Origin of the sequence: Pedobacter sp. BMA (assembly GCF_001027745.1) — a bacterium.
Lineage (GTDB): Bacteria > Bacteroidota > Bacteroidia > Sphingobacteriales > Sphingobacteriaceae > Pedobacter.
Window position 1 is genome coordinate 334,384 of record NZ_LECU01000003.1, and the last position, 17,806, is coordinate 352,189.

Here is a 17,806-nt window from a genome sequence, read left to right on the forward strand (position 1 = left end):
TCTTTCAAAATTTAAATTTACATTTACCTCATGATTAGACTGAACAGCGACACCCCCAATGATGTACTTAGCGAGGTAAAAATTGGTGACCTGGTAACTGACACTTTTAGTAAAACCGGCATTGTTGAAAGCATTGAAAGGGACGATGACGGACTATACAGAATTTTCGAATTTCATTTGGTAACAGGCAGAACTATAACGATAAAAAAGTAAATTGCATTCTTAACCAGATAGCTGATGTCGTTATTGATCCTGTTAGCGGGCATACTTTTACTTTTCATTATGATCTTGAAAAAGATCAATCCCATGATTTCATTGCTCACTGTAGCAATATTAACCGGACTGTGTTTGGGAATGCCTATAGCGAAAGTAATGGGTTCAGTGGCGGATGGCATCGGCAGTACCCTGGGAAGCATGATTATGGTGCTGGCACTTGGTGCCATGATGGGTAAGTTGATAGAAGACAGTGGTTCCGCAAAAAAGATTGTCTTCATCCTGATCAGGACATTTGGTGAAAAAAATATTCAATGGGCTGTTTTGTTAACGGGCCTGTTAGTGGGCATTCCCCTTTTTTATAATGCAGGCTTTGTGGTTTTAATACCTCTGGTGTTTGCCATATCTGCCGCTACGGGATTATCGAAACTTTACATTGGCTTGCCAATGGCAACAGCCCTTTCGGTAACACATGGATTTTTACCGCCCCATCCTGGTCCGGTTGCGCTTGCTGGAATATTCCATGCCGATATCGGAAGAACATTAATTTACGGGCTAACCTTAAGTATTCCCATCGCAATTATTGCGGGAATTTATTTTCCCAGGCTTTCGTTGAATCGAAATCAAACGGCAACCGCAGGGAGCTTCGAAATTTCTGAAGATGAACATCTGCCATCTGCATCAAAAAGTTTTCTTACTGCCCTTCTTCCCATACTGCTCATCGTAATCGGCACAGTAGGAAATGGAATAGCAGCCGACTTTTCCGGCAAGGCAGTTTTTGCTTTTTTAGCAGATCCTACCATTGCACTGCTCGTTTCAGTTATGGCTACCTTACTCATTCAAAACGGCCCGGTTGAAAAAGCAATGGAATCCTGTGTTGAGGGTGTGAAAAGTATTGCCATGATCATGCTGATTATTGCTGCGGGTGGTGCTTTTAAGCAGATCTTAATTGACAGCGGCATCGGTGAAACTGTTAAGCAGCTTAGTGGCGGATTAAACCTCTCCCCGCTGCTACTGGCCTGGCTGATTACTGCTTCATTACGTGTTACATTGGGCTCTGCCACTGTAGCAGCGCTTACTGCATCAGGAATGGTATTACCGCTGATTGGTTTAGGCGCCCCTGCTGAATTAATGGTGCTGGCTGTAGGCGCGGGCAGCCTGATGTTCTCTCACGTGAATGATACAGGATTCTGGATGTTTAAAGAATATTTCGGATTGTCAATGAAGGATACTTTCCGTACCTGGACTGCAATGGAAAGCATTGTTTCGGTGCTGGGCTTAGCGGGTGTTTTGATACTCAATCAGTTTATTGTCTAAACAACAGGAGATAAGCTATAGTATGCTGAATACAAACCACGCTATGAATTGTGCTGTAGGCATTCATACATAGCGTGGTTAGGATCGCTGATATAAAAGTACACTTATTGACCAGAAGAAGATTTTTCTACCAGGTAGTTATACATCAAACTATGGCCGTCATTTTTCAGGAACTTGCTTTTATATTTTTTCTGAACTTCTGCACTTTGTTTAATTCCGTTTACGATAAGCTCATCTTTGTTTAGCTTATAGGACAAGTTATTCGTGTTTTTTATGATCTGATCTTTCAATAACTGCTTATTGATCTCAGTGGTATAATCGTGCCCATCTCCGTTGGTCACACTTTTCGAGGTAACCACATGCTCCACATTTGTTTTGCCTGTTCTTTTTCCAGGTGAAGGAGGAGCGGGTGGTACAGGCGGAGTGATTGAAACCGGGCCAGTAATAGGTGTAGGCGGAGTTGGAGGCGTAGGAGGCATTGGAGGAACAACCCCAACTGCTCCCCTTCCCGGTTTTGGAGGTCTGGGTGCTTTAGGCATTCTGGGCGCCTTATCAGGCGTTGGCTCTTGCAACTGGTCTTGAGCGATCCATTTGGCATCTTCTTCAGCCAGCTTACTGTCGATAGCCGCCTGCCTTGCATCAATTTTAGCTTGTTTCGCATCTATGCCAGCCTGTTTCGCATCAATCCGGGCCTGCTTTGCATCTTTAATAGCTTGTTTAGCATCGATGGCTGCCTGCCTGGCGTCTGCGGCAGCAACTGACTTCTGAGTTGCATCTGTAATTTTTTGCCCGATTTCCTTTTCCAGAATATCGGCTGATTTATTGTCTCTCGCAGGTATTTTTTTTGAGGTATCCTGCTGCAGCTCCTGGCTTATTGCCCGGTCATTTCGGTTGAAAACCGCAGCATTGCTTACGCTTTTAAAGGCTACCGTAAATAGCACTGTACATACCAGTGCGACGGTTAATATTGTCTTTTCCATTTTGTTTAATGTTGAATTGGTTTTTAATAACGTTCTGCTTGCCCTGTTCAGCAAGCTGCCTTTTTTGCCCGTTATCCCCATTGCATAAGCAGGTGCACACTGCTCAAACTCCTGGCAGGATATCAAAGCCTTAACATAGTTTTTCCGGTCGCTAATACAGGCAATGGCCAAATCATCACAACAATGTTCACGCTCGGTTTTGATTAATTGCGATAGCCAAAGTACCGCAGGATTGAAGAAGAATATAATTTCAATAAAACTCTGAAGCAGGTTGACCAGGAAATCCCGTCTTTTAATATGGGCAAGTTCATGAGATAAAATGGCTTCTACTTCGGCGCTCGACAGGCTATTAAACAAACCAAGGGGAATTAGAATAAGGGGTTTGAAATGTCCTAAAGCCATAGGCACTTTCGCGATACCGGATTGAAGCAATGTTACCTGCTTCTTGAAGCCAATTTTATCCGAAAGTACTATCAAATGTTCCTCCCATATCAATCCTGCTGGGTAAACCTGATGTTTTCTTAAGCGATCAATACCATTTAAGCCGGCAAACAGTTGAACGCTTCTGGCACAAATGATTAGAAACCAGACGAGTACAATTTGCAGGGAATAGGCATTCAGGATATTCAGCAACCCCTCTGCTCCCCAAAACGCCATATATCCGGGCGAGCTTACTAAACTGTCATTATTAAGCACCTTAAGATTAATCCCAATCTCTTTCCCATCCAGTTTCTGGTAGGATAGGGATGCGCCCTGCTTTTGAAGTTCCAGACAAAAAGTGACAGCCATAGCCACTACAAACAAAAATAAAGAAGCAACAAGAAAATTGTACCGCATAGTTGCACTTGTTTTCCGGGTAGCAAACATAATAACAGCACCTAAAAGTGACAGAATTACCCCCTCCCATAGAGAGTGAAATAAGGTTGCACCTAGAGCATGTATCCAGCTTTCAGGCATCAGGTTCATGAGCTTAAATTCCATAATGGTGTTTCTTTAGCAATTTGTAACTACTCCATGCTATCTAATAGCCGCTTCATCTCTTCGATTTCTTCCTTTGAAGTTTTTTCATTTCCCAAAAGCTGCATCACCAGCTGCGATGCGGATCCTTTATACAATGTGTTTACAAAGCGATCGAGCAATTGCACCTTTGTCTTCTCTTCTGCTTCCACGGGAATGTAAATGTGCTTCATTTGGCTTTCATCACGCTTTAAGATTCCCTTTTCAGTTAGGATTTGCATCTGCTTCAAGGTTGAAGTATAATTTACCTCCCTGTTCTCATTCAATTTGTCGTTTACAAAACGAACGGTAGAGGGACCGAATTCCCAGAGCACCTGCAGGATTTCTAATTCGGCTTTGGTAGGTTCAGGTAAATTAATGTCAGACTTATTATTCTTCATAAACTAAAGGTACGATGTTTTTCGTACGATACAAATATTATGTTATTTATTTTTATAAAATTCTCTAACAAACTGATTTACAGATATTTTTTCGTTAATGAAAGAAAAATCATGTAAACAATTAAGGAAATCATATAACGCCAATCCTTTGTGCTTCACTAATTTTGCACAACACAAATGATCATTACCTATGAAATTGAAGATTCTTTTTTCCGTTTTGCTATTTGCCACAGGCATTACGCGTGCGCAGCACAATATGCATATGGGCAAGTTAAATGACAGCACCAGAAAGGATTCTACTGAAGTGAACCATAGCGGGCACAAGATGGGGCAAATGAATACCGAAGTGCCTATGAGTCATGCCTACTCTTTAAACCTACCAATGCAAAGAAACGGTTCCGGAACTTCCTGGCTGCCTGATGCCGCTCCAATGTATGGCACCATGTACCATTCCAAAAAGTGGATGTACATGATGCATGGTAGTGTTGCACTCAGATATACCAAACAAGACCTTGCAGAAAAAGGCAGCAGAGGGGGAGAGAAATTGGATGCACCTAACTGGTTCATGTTTATGGGACAGCGAAAGGTTGGTGCAAAAGGACTGTTCCATTTCAGCAGCATGCTTTCCCTCGACAGGCTTACGGAGGGAGGTGCCGGCTATCCTTTGCTATTTCAAACAGGTGAAAGCTGGAAGGGGCAGCCGTTGGTAGACCGGCAACATCCGCATGATTTATTTTCAGAACTATCTGTAGCTTATACCTACTCCTTTTCAAAAAAATCAGATCTTACATTGTATCTGGGTTATCCTGGCGAACCTGCGCTTGGATCTGTAGCTTTCATGCACCGCCCGTCGGCCATGTCCAATCCCGATGCGCCTATCTCCCACCACTGGAATGATGGAACACATATTACTTTCGGTGTAGCCACCATTGGATACCGGTATGATAAATTGAAGCTTGAAGCATCTTCGTTTACGGGCAGAGAGCCGGATGAGAACCGCTTCGATTTTGATCAACCCCTTTTTGATTCGTACAGTGCACGGTTGTCCTATAACCCGACTAAGAATTGGGCGTTACAGATATCACAGGGGTGGATTAAAAGCCCTGAAGGCCTGCATGAAACCGAAAATGTAAAGAGAACAATTGCCTCTGCAATTTATGCCTTACCACTGGGTAAAAAGGAAAACCTGAATGCAACCTTGCTTTGGGGACTAAATAAAACTAAAGGCCATGCTGGGGAAAACGCGGTACTGGCTGAAGCCACCTATAGGTTGAACAAGCTGGCTGTTTATTCCCGGTATGAATGGGTTCAGAAGTCGGCAGAGGAGCTGAATGTCAACACAGATATTTTCGGAAATGGTTCATTTGGTGTCAATGCCTTCAGCTTAGGTATCAACTATGATATTCTTAACTTAGGAAAATTCCGAACAGCACTAGGCGGACAGCTGTCTTTTTATAATACCAACGCGGCATTAAACTCACTTTATGGTAAAAATCCAGTTAGTGGCCAGGTATTTATCAGAATTTATCCCGGATTAATGGGGATGTGAGCCTTGGCTTTATATCATATAAATAGATCTATAACCTATCCGCTCAGATATTTTATAGATCTACCCATGATGGATAGTGAGCCCGAACTGGCTATTTCAAAGCTTTAATAATCGCAATCAAATCTTCATTACCGTAACTTTCCTCTGCCTGCTCAAAAGATGCCAATGCGGTTTTCGCCAAAGGCGATTCCAGACCATCATCTTTAGCTAAACGCAAATCCTTTACAATATTTTTTAGTGTAAAGGCCGGCTGGAAGTTGTCATTCAGTATTGCATCCCCTTTAATTTTGGTAAATACATTACTTATTGCTGCATTGTTAATCAGATTCAGTAAATCTTCAGAACGCACACCATTTTGATTCGCAAACAAAATCGTTTCAGCTAAACCCTGCGTATATAAAGCAAGTAAAGAGTTGATGGCCAGCTTAGCGTAATTCCCGGCACCGACGGCCCCTACTAAAACAGCCATTTTACCCATCGTTTCAAGGATCGGCTTAACACTGTCAAATACGGTTTGATCACCTCCTACCATAATGGCAAGCTGACTGGTTTCGGCTTGCTTTACACTGCCTGAAACGGGAGCATCGAGATATTCAAAACCAATAGTCTTACATTTTTCACTCATCTCTTTTGAAATTGCTGGCGAAACGGTGCTCATGTTAATGATCGTTCTTCCGGACGTACTGGCATTTAACAAACCATTTTCACCTTCAAAAACTGCCCTGATGGCCTGATCATCTGTAACCATCACAATCACTACATCCGTTTTCTCAATCAACGACTGTGGCGAGGCGGCAACAGTCGCCCCGGATGCTTCAAGTACCGAAGCCTTACCTTCACTCCTGTTATAAACGGTAAGCTGATATCCTGCTTTTAAAAGTTGTGTGGCCATTGGAACTCCCATGGTGCCTAAACCAATCCATCCTATATTCATTTTGATGCTGCTTTTAGTGATTAACAAATTTGAGAAAGAAAATGCTAAAACCTGTAAGGTATGCATCATTTTTAACAGAACAAGTACATTTCAATAAAGCGGAACCTGACACTGAGCAATGTTCAAAACAATAATTAAAAAGAAACCCAATATCCAGTAAATTTGATCGTAAATCCCAGATCATGGCCAGCTTATTAAAAGACCTTTATTCCCATTCTTTCTACGATAAATTAAGCGATGCGCTTTCGAAAACAGTGCCGGGATTTGATCAGCAGAAATTCATTGCTAAAATTTTTACTCCTGATTTTCAGTCGAAGGAGTTAAAAGAACGGATGAAACACACCACTGCTGTGGTGCACCAGTTTCTGACAGACGACTATAGGGAGAATATTCAGCTGATTAAAAAAACAATTGAGCAGCTAAAGCTGAATGGCGTTGGGGCTGACGGCTTAGCATACATGTTTCTTCCTGATTACCTGGAAACCTATGGTATAGATTTTTTTGAAGAATCTGCAGAAGCCCTGGAATTCGTGACCCAGTTTGTAAGCTGCGAATTCGCGGTGAGGCCATTCATTTTAAAATACCAGGATCAAATGATCTGTAGAATGGAGGAATGGTCGTTGCATGCAAGCCACAAAGTGCGGCGGCTGGCCAGCGAGGGTAGCAGGCCGCGCCTTCCCTGGGCGATGGGCATTCCCTACCTGAAAAAAGATCCTTCATCAATTCTACCGATACTGGAGAATTTAAAACAGGATGATTCTGAATATGTGCGAAGAAGTGTTGCCAACAGCTTGAACGATATTGCAAAAGATCATCCTGAGGTTATTGTTGACATTGCAAAGAAGTGGTCAGGATTAAGTAGCCATACCGACGCGATAATTAAACATGGCAGCAGAACATTATTGAAACAGGGCCATCCAGCTATACTGAAACATTATGGTTTAGATGATGACGGCATACTGCTTAGTAATTTCAAACTTCTGACCCCAGTTGTTAAAATTGGCGAACGTCTTCATTTTTCTTTTACGATAAAAAATGAAAATCCGGGCGAAAGAAAAGTCAGGCTGGAATATGCTGTGTATTACAAAAAGCAAAATGGTCAGAATACCAAAAAGGTATATAAAATATCCGAGCGGCAATACCTGCCGGGATCGGGGATCAACATCACCAGGGCACAAAAATTTGTACTCATTACTACCCGGAAGTTTCATCCCGGGGATCATCAGGTTTCCATTATTATTAACGGATCTGAAAAGCATAAATTAAGTTTTGAACTTATTGCCTAGCCCTGATTGCAACAAGTTGATCCAATAGCGGAACCTGCCTGTCTTTGATGGCCTTGCAGGCATTTTCGTAATTAAACCACTCCCCGCGATCCACTTCAACGAAATCCTGAAACTTTCCTGATTTTGGGGGCCATTCCATTTCAAAGGTATTACTCTTTACGGTAGACGTGTCTATATCACCCTCCAATGCCCAGCACAATACTTTCTTTCCTCCTTTTTGAATGATGTAATCCAGCTCAATAAAATCACCATTAACCTTTGTTCCCACTTCCTCTTCAAACTCCCTGATTGCTGCTTCCAGAGGTCCCTCATTTTTATCCAGTTCCCCTTTGGGAACAGACCATACACCAAATTCTTTTTTTGCGAAAATTGGTCCACCCGGATGGATGAGAAAAAACTCCAGTTCTTTATTCGTTTCGCGGAACAGTAAGATACCAGCACTTACCCTCATATTACATTCATGTTATATTGTACATCATTGAGACATCCTGATAACAAATAAGCGGGCAAACTGTTCGCTGGCAATTACTGCTTTACAATCTTAAATTCAGTACGCCTGTTTAGCTGATGTTCGGCAGCGCTGCATTTTATTCCATTAGCACAGTCGTTCAGCAATCTGCGCTCGCCATAACCCATCGCAGTAATTCTATTCTTATCAATCCCCCTCTCTACAATGTATTTTACAGCGGCATTTGCCCTGCTTTGAGATAACCACTGGTTATACTGGTCATTGCCACGACTATCGGTATGTGAGCCCAGCTCGATCCATATTGTAGGATTTTCCTGCATCATTTTCACGAGCTTATTTAACTCAATGGCGGCATCAGGCCTGATGTTAAATTTATCGAAATCGTAATAAATGTTTTCCAAACGAATTGGCTTATCCAAAACGATTTTTTCGAGATAAAGATCCTTATGTATTTCCGTTGAAGCGGCTAATTCTACCGTCGATATTTTAGTTGCATCACTTCTGAAACCTGTTTTATCGGCGACTAGATTATAATTGGATATTGCGTCCAGGTTAAATCTAAAGGTTCCGTTTTCATCTGTCTGTATTTTTAAAGTCCGTCCGTCTGTTTTAGTAAGTGTTGCAATGGCATCCCCTAAAGGCTGGCGACTGAGTTTATCGAAAACCCTTCCACTGAGTTTGAAGGCAAACACCTGCTGCTCTTCGAAGCGATAGATATCGTCGCTTCCCAATCCTCCGTTTCGGTTAGAACTGAGATAGCCACTTTTGGGGCCCGATTTGATATATGCAAAATCATCCTGTGGTGAGTTGCCTGGATAGCCCAGATTCTTTGCTGCCGAAAATTTACCTTCAATAAGTTGTGATTCAAATATATCGAGTCCCCCCATCCCGATTCTTCCGTCGGTACTGAAATAAAAATAATTATTATAAAAATAAGGGGTCCGTTCGTTTCCTTCCGTATTGATATCCATCAGGTTTACCGGAAGCTCCCATTCGCCGGCATTCGTTTTTTTGCTCAGGTAAATGTCTGTACCGCCTTTACCTCCCTTCATGTTCGATACAAAATATAAACTATTTCCATCAGGGCTAATAAATGGATCGCCTAGGGAGTATTCGTTTACCCGGTTGAATTTAAAAGGTACTGGTGCCGACCACTTTCCCGAGGCATTCTGTTTGCTCGAGAATATCTCTACGTTTACCGTGGCCAGCTTACCGCTGACATAAACAGGTTTCTGAGGGATTTTGGTTACCGTAAAATACATTTCCAGTCCATCTGACGTAAAACTTGCGGGTCCTAAATGGTAGGCGGTATTGGCATCTACAGGAAATAACTGAAGGTTCCCCGCGCTGTTTACTGAATAAAGCTTGAGGTAGGCATTCCCTGTCCAGCCATACACTGTTTTATCAGGTCGTTTGGCTCCATCAAAAACCAGGAATGGTATTTGCGACATTGAGCCATTGGCAACATTTCCCCGATCGGAAGCAAATGTTAAAGTATTGTTGTGCAGAAAGGCACCCCAATCTGATTGGGGAGAATTTAGCTTTCCCTGGTTTGAAACAATGGTTCTTGTTGGATTCTGCATCCAAATCAGTGATGAATCGCAGCTCAAAAGCCAGGTGTTGTTTTGGGTAGCAGCGGAATCTTTATTCAATTCTTTATACTTTCTATAAGCCTGTTTGGCCTCAGCATATTTCGCATTTTGCTGGAGTGCCCGGGCATAGTGCAGTACATTTTCAGGATGAGTATCTGGCATGCCGGCAGTAATAGCATACCAGCTTTCGGTTTGTGTATAGTTGCCTGTAAACGCGTAACATTCACCAAGCCGCTCAGCCGCATACAGAGTTGGTTTCTTTTTATATGCCTGCTCATAAAAATCAATTGCTTTCTTAAAGTTGTACAACTGGTATTGCGCATCAGCTTCTTTAAGCATGTACTGTGCATGGCTTCTGCTTAATTGTACCGCAACAAAGATTACCGTAATCAAGAGCAGCTTTAGATATTTGATCATTAATCAATGATTTATGTTTGTCCGAAAGCCTTATAGTGTAGCAATAAGGCACATCTGTTTGGTTCAAACATAAATTCAAAAATCAATCCAATCGGGCAATCAACTTACGAACTACATCTTCAGCATATTATGTAGAATAAAATCCACTTAAAAATAAAAAACGGGGATTTAATTACTCTTTCACTGACGTCGGGACAAAAAAATACCCATCAGACTTTATGCATCTATGGGTATGAAAATTAATTTGAAGGTATTTGAAAAAGCAAACACCTGAATACAAAAGTTTTTATTACAACAAACCGTACAAACCGCTTGCGTAGCTTCTCAATGAAGATGATACCGTCTTCATTTTTTCTGGTGAAGGACCATTCACCTTATACGCTTCCGGATGTAGCTCTAATGGCTGTTCCTGACGCTCCTCCACACTACTTTTATTGGTAAGTGCTGCATTTTGCTCTTCGCTTATTTTTAATGGTGCCATGACGTAAATGTTTTATATATCCACAACATGGCATTTTAAATTTTGTTTTAGCGCTAAAGTGAAAAAAATGAATTTTAGTAAAAACACCTGCACGTTTCACCAGAAGTATTAAACACTTATTCCATGGCAGATATCCAGTTCTCAGTGCTGCTGCGTTTTATTGGTGTAGCTGAGGCAACAATCTTGAGCACACCGCCCGCATTGATATCATCCTGCGTAATATAGTTTTTGTGGTATTCCTTTCCATTTAAGTATACCGCTTTAATGTATTTGTTATTAAGGCTGAAGTTTTCGGTTTCGATCTTAAAGCGCTTTCCATTCGGTAATGTATAAGACAAAGACGGAAAAAGTGGAACATTCAGGTAATACACCGGCCATCCCACGCATGCAGGAGAAAAGCCGCTTGCGGTAAAAACATACCAGGCACTCATGGCGCCGGCATCATCATCCATTGTTCTCAGATATGCCTGCGGTTCGTTTTTATAAATCTTTCCAATGAATGAACCAATGCCACGGCTGTTATCATTAAAGTAGTTCTGTATCACAGTATCTGCGGCCAGCTGGTGCATCCAGTATTGCGATTTATATCCTGCTTTAGTAACATTATACATTAAAGGAACCTGCAAATCCGGCTCATTGGCATGATTGTATAAATCTCGCTCAAAAAACTCATCTAATTTCGCCAGGTAAGCTTGTTCTCCCCCATCCAATTCAATCAAGCCCTTAAAATCGTAAGGAACAAACCACCTGTATTGCCAGATGGTTCCCTGGTACAATCCACGTGCCTGCATCCGGTCAACATCATTTTTATTCAGGTCTTTAAAATCCTTGTTCCAGTACTTTTTATATTCGAGGGCTTTGTTTTTATAGTAATCCGACTTGTCTTTATTCTTCAGAACTTTAAAGATTTCAGAAAGTGCCCAATTATCGTAACTCGATTCGAGGGCTTTATCGGGCGATTTATAATCAAGCCCTTCAATTTCTTTTACCAGAGAATCGGTAATGGAAGCAAAATCCACAGGGAAACCTTTGCGGTAAGCATCAAGCAGGACAACAATGGCGTGTTCCGAACGTACCGTATTTGAGGGTTCTTTCTGCGTAGCATAATCTTTTTTTCCGGAATTGTAAAGATCGGCAATAGAGGTAACCATACCAGCAAAACGATCCTGTGCAATCAACGAGAGCAGGGGCAGCTGGGTACGATAATTGTCCCAGATTGCCCATCCGTTATAACGGATTTGTTTATCTTTTTTCAACTCTCCTTTTGTGTTTCTGTACTCACCACTTTCCTCAGAGATGACGTAAGGTGATTGCATGGTACGATATAGCAGGGAATAAAATAATTTAGCACTATCCATGTTCCCGCTCACTGCAATTTTAGAAAGGCTGATATTCCAGTCTGCGCTGCTTTGCAATTTAAGCCGTGGCAACGCATTGTGATTAATAGATTTTTTCGCAGCTTCGGCACTTACCGAGGAAAGCGCGATATTGATCTCAGCTTTGCTATCAACTGATTTCAATTTTATGATGAGTTTATGATCAGATAACTTTTCCCAGGTTGCATTTCCGGTCACTTCCAGTTCATAGTAAATTCTGTATTTCCCGGCACCGCAGGTGGTTCTCGACTCAATCCAGCCGCTCACGTTCCCCCCATTCACAACATGCTCTTCAGCAACGAAAGCGCCATTAAAGGCATAGCCCAGATCCAGATAAATTCCTTTTTCACCGGCTGGGAATTGATAAAGGTGTTTCCCGGCATTTTTTAAAACCGCAAAACTGGCTTTAATCTTATTTTCAAACCCAACTTCATAATATCCTGGCGAAGCCATTTCTGTAGATTTGATTAAAACAGACTGAGTCGGATCATGGCCTAAGAATGGCTTGATGAAAATATTTCCACCCGAGCCCTGGCAGCCGACGCCTTCAAAACGGTTATGAGTGAAACCTTCGAATTTCTTTGCCAGATACTCGTAGCCGGTATGGGTTTTGGGATAGGTTTGAGGACCAATGCTGAGCATGCTGAACGGGTAAGATGCCGCAGGCGACATTTGTCCGTGATCGCCGGAAGAGCCCAGAAAAACATTGACCAGATCAACCGGCCGTTTATCTCTAATTGAAAATGTGGTAGTGTTCGATTGCGCTAAAACGTTTAACTTTAAAAGTAATGATAGGGCAATGATGCTGATGGAAAATTTCATTGTATTTGTGTGATCGATATTGTAGTGGCCTAAATTACCAATTTAAGGTTAAGTAAAAGTTATGTTTTACCTTCTTTACAAATGCGCTTATCAAACCGTCATGAAATAAAAAAGACCATTCCGTTTTGGGAATGGTCTTTTTTTTGAAAATAGCTTATCGCTTATTATTGAACATATTTTGTCGCTTATTTTATAGCAACCGGAACAGAAACTTTATCCCAGTCTAAAGAGAACCCAGATTTAGTAATTTTGTAAACCAGGCGCTCCTGTGTAGCTTTTAAAGCCTTTGTTTTTACCTCTACACGCAATACATCTTTAGCTTCTTCGTATTTGTATGCGCCCCATTGTTTTGGTTCCTTGTTAAAAATTGCTGTCCATACACCACTTTCCTTTGGAATCAGAAAAAAGCTATATTTACCTGCAGCAAGTGGCTTACCTTCTACTACAATATCTTTGTCTGTTTCGAAGGTAGTAGCCTCGTTTGCACCTGCGCGCCAAACTTTATCATAAGCCTCTAAACCACCCCAGATTTTGCGGCCTTTTACTGCCGGACTGCTGTAGTTAATGGTGATGGTAGCTCCTTTTATCTTTCCCGTTGCTGTTGCAGCTGGGCTCGGCTTTGGCTGTGCAGCATCCTGAGCCATCGCACTTACAGAAATGGTAACTGCGGTAAAAAGCATGGTAATCGATTTAATCATTTTCATAGTCATATTATCTGTATTTGTTGTTTTGAGTTTACGAAATTAATGCTTTGGGACGATAAAATAATAATCCTAAAGTCGAAAAAAGAATTACCGCACCGGCACCTATTACATTTAGCCACAGGAACGACACTACATCAAACTCATAAACGGCAATTACAGCAATTTCTGATAGTACCGCTGAAATAAAAACCAGGGGACCGTCTATCTTCTTATAATAAAATGCGACAAGAAAAATTCCGAGTATCGGTCCGTAAAACAGCGAGCCGAGTACGTTCACTGCCTCTATAAGTGAACCCATCTGTGTGGCAAACATCGCAACTGCGATTGAGAATATCCCCCAGCCTAAAGTATGAAGTCTGCTGTATCTCAATTCGGTTTCATCATCTACACCATTTTTTCTGAAAATGAGATGAACATCTTTCAATGAACATGCTGCAAGCGAATTTAAAGCCGCTGATATTGACCCCCAGCTGGCGAGAAAGATGACGGCAAACAGTAAACCAATCATTCCAATGGGGAGGTTATTTTTTACGAAATACAAAAAGATGTAGTTGGTATCGGTTTTTTCGGCATTAAGTGCAGAATCATTGATTGCTTGTTCAACTTTTCCATGTAAATCCCTAATGCTTTGCTGGGTAATCTTAAAGTCCTGTATGGCTTGGTTTAGTGTAGTCGACTGATTTTTACGTTGGGCCAGAATAGCTTTGGATTGGGTGTTAAATGCAGCCTCCAGTTTGCCGTGTTCTCTCTCAAAACCCTGCGCCTTTTCGGGCTGTGTCTCTTTCAGCAAGCTGTAGGCGCGTTCATTAAAATAAACGGGCGCTGGTTTCAATGAAAAGAAAACAAATAAAAGCGCACCAATTAATAAGATTGCAAACTGCATCGGTATTTTTACCAGTCCATTGAGTAATAAACCCATTTTTGCATTCGTATTATCCTTTGCTGTGATATACCGGCCTACCTGACTCTGATCTGTTCCAAAGTATGAAAGCGCCAGAAAAAAACCACCAATCATCCCGCTCCATATATTGTATTTATCTTTCCAATCAAACTCAGTAGTAATCACATTGAGTTTACCTGACTTACCTGCCAGGTAAAGTGCATCTGAAAAATTAACACCTTCAGGCATGCGCTGTACCAATAAGAAGCCTGCAAAAGCCATGGTTGCCAAAATAATCACAAACTGAAGTTTTTGAGTATGGGCGATGGCTTTCGCTCCGCCAACATAAGTATAGATGAGCAGTATTCCGCCGGTGAGTACATTGGTTAAATAAATGTTCCAGTTTAATACACTGGAGAGAATGATACTTGGCGCATAAATACTGATTCCGGTTGAAAGGCCCCGCGAGAAAAGAAAGAGCAGGGAAGTTAACACCCTCGTCTTCTTATCAAAGCGTTGTTCCAGATACTCGTAAGCAGTATATACATTTAAACGCTGAAAAATCGGGATGAAAGTGATGCAGATGACGATCATCGCCAATGGCAGTCCGAAATAATACTGCACAAACCGCATCCCATCAGTATAAGCCTGACCCGGAGCGGAAAGAAAGGTGATTGCGCTGGCCTGGGTGGCCATAATGCCTAACAGTACAATGTACCAGGGCATTTTATTATCTGCCTTTAAATAAGACGCATTGCTTTTTTGTCCGCGCCCAATATATACCCCGTAAACCACAACGGCAAGTAAGGTAAACAGCAAAACTGCCCAGTCGAAGTTGCTCATGCCCAGAATTTAGTAAACAGAAAATAGAACAGCACCTGAAGGATTAACGCCAGTGCCAGCAAGATGTACCAGGTGTTCCAGTTTCTCAGTTGGTTTTTCATTTATTTTCCTGCTGATATGAAATTGAAAAACAACCTTGCTGCTCCAATGTTCCCGGCTGGCAGCTGCCTGAAAAACGCCAGCGGACTATATATAAAATTGCCTTTTCCGTACTTTGCATAAAGGGTTGAACCTTTTAAGGGCTCTTCTCCGGTATCATTCATCTCAAACAAAGCCTCATATTTTGAATCCCACTGATCGGGAAAGTAGGCACCACGTTCCTGTACCCAGTCTTTAAAATCATCCGCAGTGATTTTGTTCGGGTAGTTTAAGAGTTTATGGTCAGGGATTAAAAATTTAACAGCAGCATGCTCTTCGGTAACCCGTTTGCCACCGATATCGAAAGGGTAAACACCAAAATTCTGCAGCGCCATATCCTGGGTGGTGTTGTATTGCATTACTACTGTACCGCCGTTTTCTACATAAGCATTTAGTGCTCCCTGCCAGTTCCTGATTCTTTTCTCCGTGTTGATTACGCGAACGCCGGTAACAATGGCGTCATATCCGGCGAGCTTTGCCGGGCTTAAAATATCTGCTTCACTTAATACATCAACCTGTAAACCGGCCTGTCTTAAAAACTCAGGGATCAAATCACCAGCTCCCTGTATATAGCCAATCCGTTTGGCCAGCACTTTAATATCCCCTTTCAATAACCAGGTTGTGGCGGGAACAAAATACTGCAGGGAAGGCAAATGAGGATATTGGATGAGTACCTGTCCTTTGCTAAATTCATTTGTTTCTGATGAGAATATAGCCTCAGCTTTATTCTGACTGGTTTTAATCTTCGTAAGATCTTCAGCCGCAATAAGAAAATCTTTTACTGTTACTGTATTTTCTGCCAGGTTTATCCCTGTGAAGGTTTTAACTACTGTATTTCCAATCTTGAAACTAAGTTTACCGTAATTAATATTTTTATTCGCTTTCAGGCGAAGGCTAACGGTTAGCCCTTCTTTCTCTTTTGCAAAGTAAACGGGCTCTGTAAAACTTAAGTCCATTGCCGGGATAATTCGTAATTGTTCAACTACATCCCCTTTAACAGGATCTAATTTCTTGAAAGATAATGGAAGCTGAACTGTAAATCTGTCGCTTCCTATTTTGAGGATTAGTGCTACATTCAATGCTGGTGCCCGCTCTGGCATTCCGACTAATGTATCGTTGGGTACGCTGAAAGTCGCCGCATTTTTAGCTGGTGCCGAAAGCCAGTATGGTTCTGTTGGGGTTGCCACTGCAGGGATCTGTATTTTTCTTTCTAAAGTGATCAATGAATCACCGGCAATTCTTTTATTTATCACATCTGTTTGGTTAATCCAGTTCACCTGTTCCAGAATAACCGGATCTGAAGATCTCGATATTACATTAAGACGGAAATTATAACTGTTGCCTGCAACTGCTTCTGCCTGACTGGTTACCACCTCTCCCATAAATCCGGTACAACTTAAAATAATCTGATCTATTGCAGTCATTTTATCTTTTCGAAGATTTACATCCTGTATTTCCATAAGCTTTTTACGGAGCATCAATAAACCATGCAGGCTTTTATCCGGGTGGTTATAATCAAATGATAATAATATAATATCAATCAGTTCATCTATATCACCAATTCCTTTATCCGACCAGTTTAAGGGAATTTTATCGAAAAGAGATTCTTTCGCGGGCTGGCCTGCCACATGGGTGAAATATTCTGTTCTTAAACCCGCTACAGATTGCGTTCCTGCGCCCTGACTTTTATGTAAACTTCTGCTTAATCCGGCCAGTTCGCCATAGCCCATGCCAAGTTGCGCATCATACTGTCCTACATTTACTTTTAGCTGGTTTTCCGCCGTCGTGTTTACAGCGCCAAAACGAAATGTATTCCACAACAATCTTTTAGGTTGCCATACGTTTACATATTTCAATTGTGCAGGGAACATGTTTTTATCAGCTGCAGCTGCGAAAGCTTTTTCTGCCACCACAGCAGATGCAGCATGCTGGCCATGCCCGGCGGCAGCAGTTGGCGGAAATCTGCAGATGATCACATCCGGACGGAACTTGCGGATGACCCATACTACATCCGCTGTGATGCTGTCAGCATCCCATTGTTTAAAAGTATCAGTTGTATTTTTGGAGAAACCAAAATCAATAGCCCTTGTAAAAAATTGCGTAGCGCCATCCAGCTTTCTGGCTTCCAGTAATTCATGCGTACGGATTAATCCTAAGGCAGCGCCCTGTTCAGCGCCCAATAAATTCTGCCCACCATCTCCTCTGGTTAAAGACAGATATCCCGTTTCCACATTCTGATCATTAATTAACCAGGAAAGCAAACCCGTATTCTCATCATCGGGATGAGCTGCCAGATAGAGCACTTTAGGAAGATGTTTTAAGGTTTTGATTTCCCTGTAAATTTCTGAAGATTTTGATGGACGGAGCTGTTGCGCCGTACAATAGAAACTCCAAAACCCTATTAGCAT

At 41.8% G+C, this 17,806-nt stretch carries 14 protein-coding genes; 4 read left to right on the forward strand and 10 right to left on the reverse strand.

What is annotated here, in order from left to right; all coding sequences use genetic code 11:
• The first annotated feature begins 30 nt into the window (after positions 1-30).
• Both AB669_RS05805 and AB669_RS05810 read left to right on the forward strand, forming a co-directional pair.
• Positions 31-213 (forward strand): hypothetical protein, encoded by a 183-nt coding sequence (locus tag AB669_RS05805; RefSeq protein ID WP_047798343.1) that lies wholly within the window; start codon positions 31-33, stop codon positions 211-213.
• Between the two features lie 24 nt (positions 214-237).
• Positions 238-1,530: a gluconate:H+ symporter gene (locus AB669_RS05810; protein ID WP_047798344.1), complete on the forward strand. Its 1,293-nt coding sequence runs from the start codon at positions 238-240 to the stop codon at positions 1,528-1,530.
• Between the two features lie 104 nt (positions 1,531-1,634).
• Here AB669_RS05810 and AB669_RS05815 read toward each other — a convergent pair whose 3' ends face one another.
• Together AB669_RS05815 and AB669_RS05820 are read right to left on the reverse strand one after the other, a co-directional pair.
• Positions 1,635-3,491, reverse strand: coding sequence for a M56 family metallopeptidase (locus AB669_RS05815; protein ID WP_047798345.1), 1,857 nt, complete (start codon positions 3,489-3,491; stop codon positions 1,635-1,637).
• A 26-nt stretch (positions 3,492-3,517) separates the two neighbouring features.
• Positions 3,518-3,907, reverse strand: coding sequence for a BlaI/MecI/CopY family transcriptional regulator (locus AB669_RS05820; protein ID WP_047798346.1), 390 nt, complete (start codon positions 3,905-3,907; stop codon positions 3,518-3,520).
• Between the two features lie 190 nt (positions 3,908-4,097).
• Here AB669_RS05820 and AB669_RS05825 point away from each other — a divergent pair, with 190 nt between their 5' ends.
• On the forward strand, positions 4,098-5,456 hold the full coding sequence (locus AB669_RS05825; protein WP_047798347.1) for a hypothetical protein: 1,359 nt from the start codon (positions 4,098-4,100) through the stop codon (positions 5,454-5,456).
• A 91-nt stretch (positions 5,457-5,547) separates the two neighbouring features.
• Here the strand turns inward: AB669_RS05825 and AB669_RS05830 are convergent, their stop codons facing one another.
• Complete coding sequence (locus tag AB669_RS05830; RefSeq protein ID WP_231582630.1) at positions 5,548-6,459, reverse strand: NAD(P)-dependent oxidoreductase; 912 nt, start codon at positions 6,457-6,459, stop codon at positions 5,548-5,550.
• A 113-nt stretch (positions 6,460-6,572) separates the two neighbouring features.
• Here AB669_RS05830 and AB669_RS05835 point away from each other — a divergent pair, with 113 nt between their 5' ends.
• Entirely contained in the window at positions 6,573-7,676 is a 1,104-nt protein-coding gene (locus AB669_RS05835; protein WP_047798348.1) for a DNA alkylation repair protein, read from the forward strand.
• Here the strand turns inward: AB669_RS05835 and AB669_RS05840 are convergent.
• The 7 genes from AB669_RS05840 to AB669_RS05870 form a co-directional block, all read right to left on the reverse strand.
• On the reverse strand, positions 7,666-8,127 hold the full coding sequence (locus AB669_RS05840; protein WP_047798349.1) for an NUDIX domain-containing protein: 462 nt from the start codon (positions 8,125-8,127) through the stop codon (positions 7,666-7,668). The two genes, AB669_RS05835 and AB669_RS05840, sit on opposite strands and share 11 nt — an antisense overlap.
• Positions 8,128-8,201: 74 nt before the next feature.
• The gene (locus AB669_RS05845; protein ID WP_047798350.1) at positions 8,202-10,154 is read right to left on the reverse strand and encodes an OmpA family protein; all 1,953 of its coding nucleotides are present in this window, start codon (positions 10,152-10,154) and stop codon (positions 8,202-8,204) included.
• Positions 10,155-10,443: 289 nt separating this feature from the next.
• Complete coding sequence (locus AB669_RS05850; RefSeq protein ID WP_047798351.1) at positions 10,444-10,635, reverse strand: hypothetical protein; 192 nt, start codon at positions 10,633-10,635, stop codon at positions 10,444-10,446.
• Between the two features lie 116 nt (positions 10,636-10,751).
• On the reverse strand, positions 10,752-12,833 hold the full coding sequence (locus tag AB669_RS05855) for a glycoside hydrolase domain-containing protein (protein ID WP_047798352.1): 2,082 nt from the start codon (positions 12,831-12,833) through the stop codon (positions 10,752-10,754).
• A 185-nt stretch (positions 12,834-13,018) separates the two neighbouring features.
• Complete coding sequence (locus tag AB669_RS05860; protein ID WP_047798353.1) at positions 13,019-13,537, reverse strand: DUF2911 domain-containing protein; 519 nt, start codon at positions 13,535-13,537, stop codon at positions 13,019-13,021.
• A 31-nt stretch (positions 13,538-13,568) separates the two neighbouring features.
• Entirely contained in the window at positions 13,569-15,260 is a 1,692-nt protein-coding gene (locus AB669_RS05865; RefSeq protein WP_047798354.1) for a sodium:solute symporter, read from the reverse strand.
• Between the two features lie 101 nt (positions 15,261-15,361).
• Entirely contained in the window at positions 15,362-17,806 is a 2,445-nt protein-coding gene (locus tag AB669_RS05870) for a PIG-L family deacetylase (RefSeq protein WP_197082362.1), read from the reverse strand.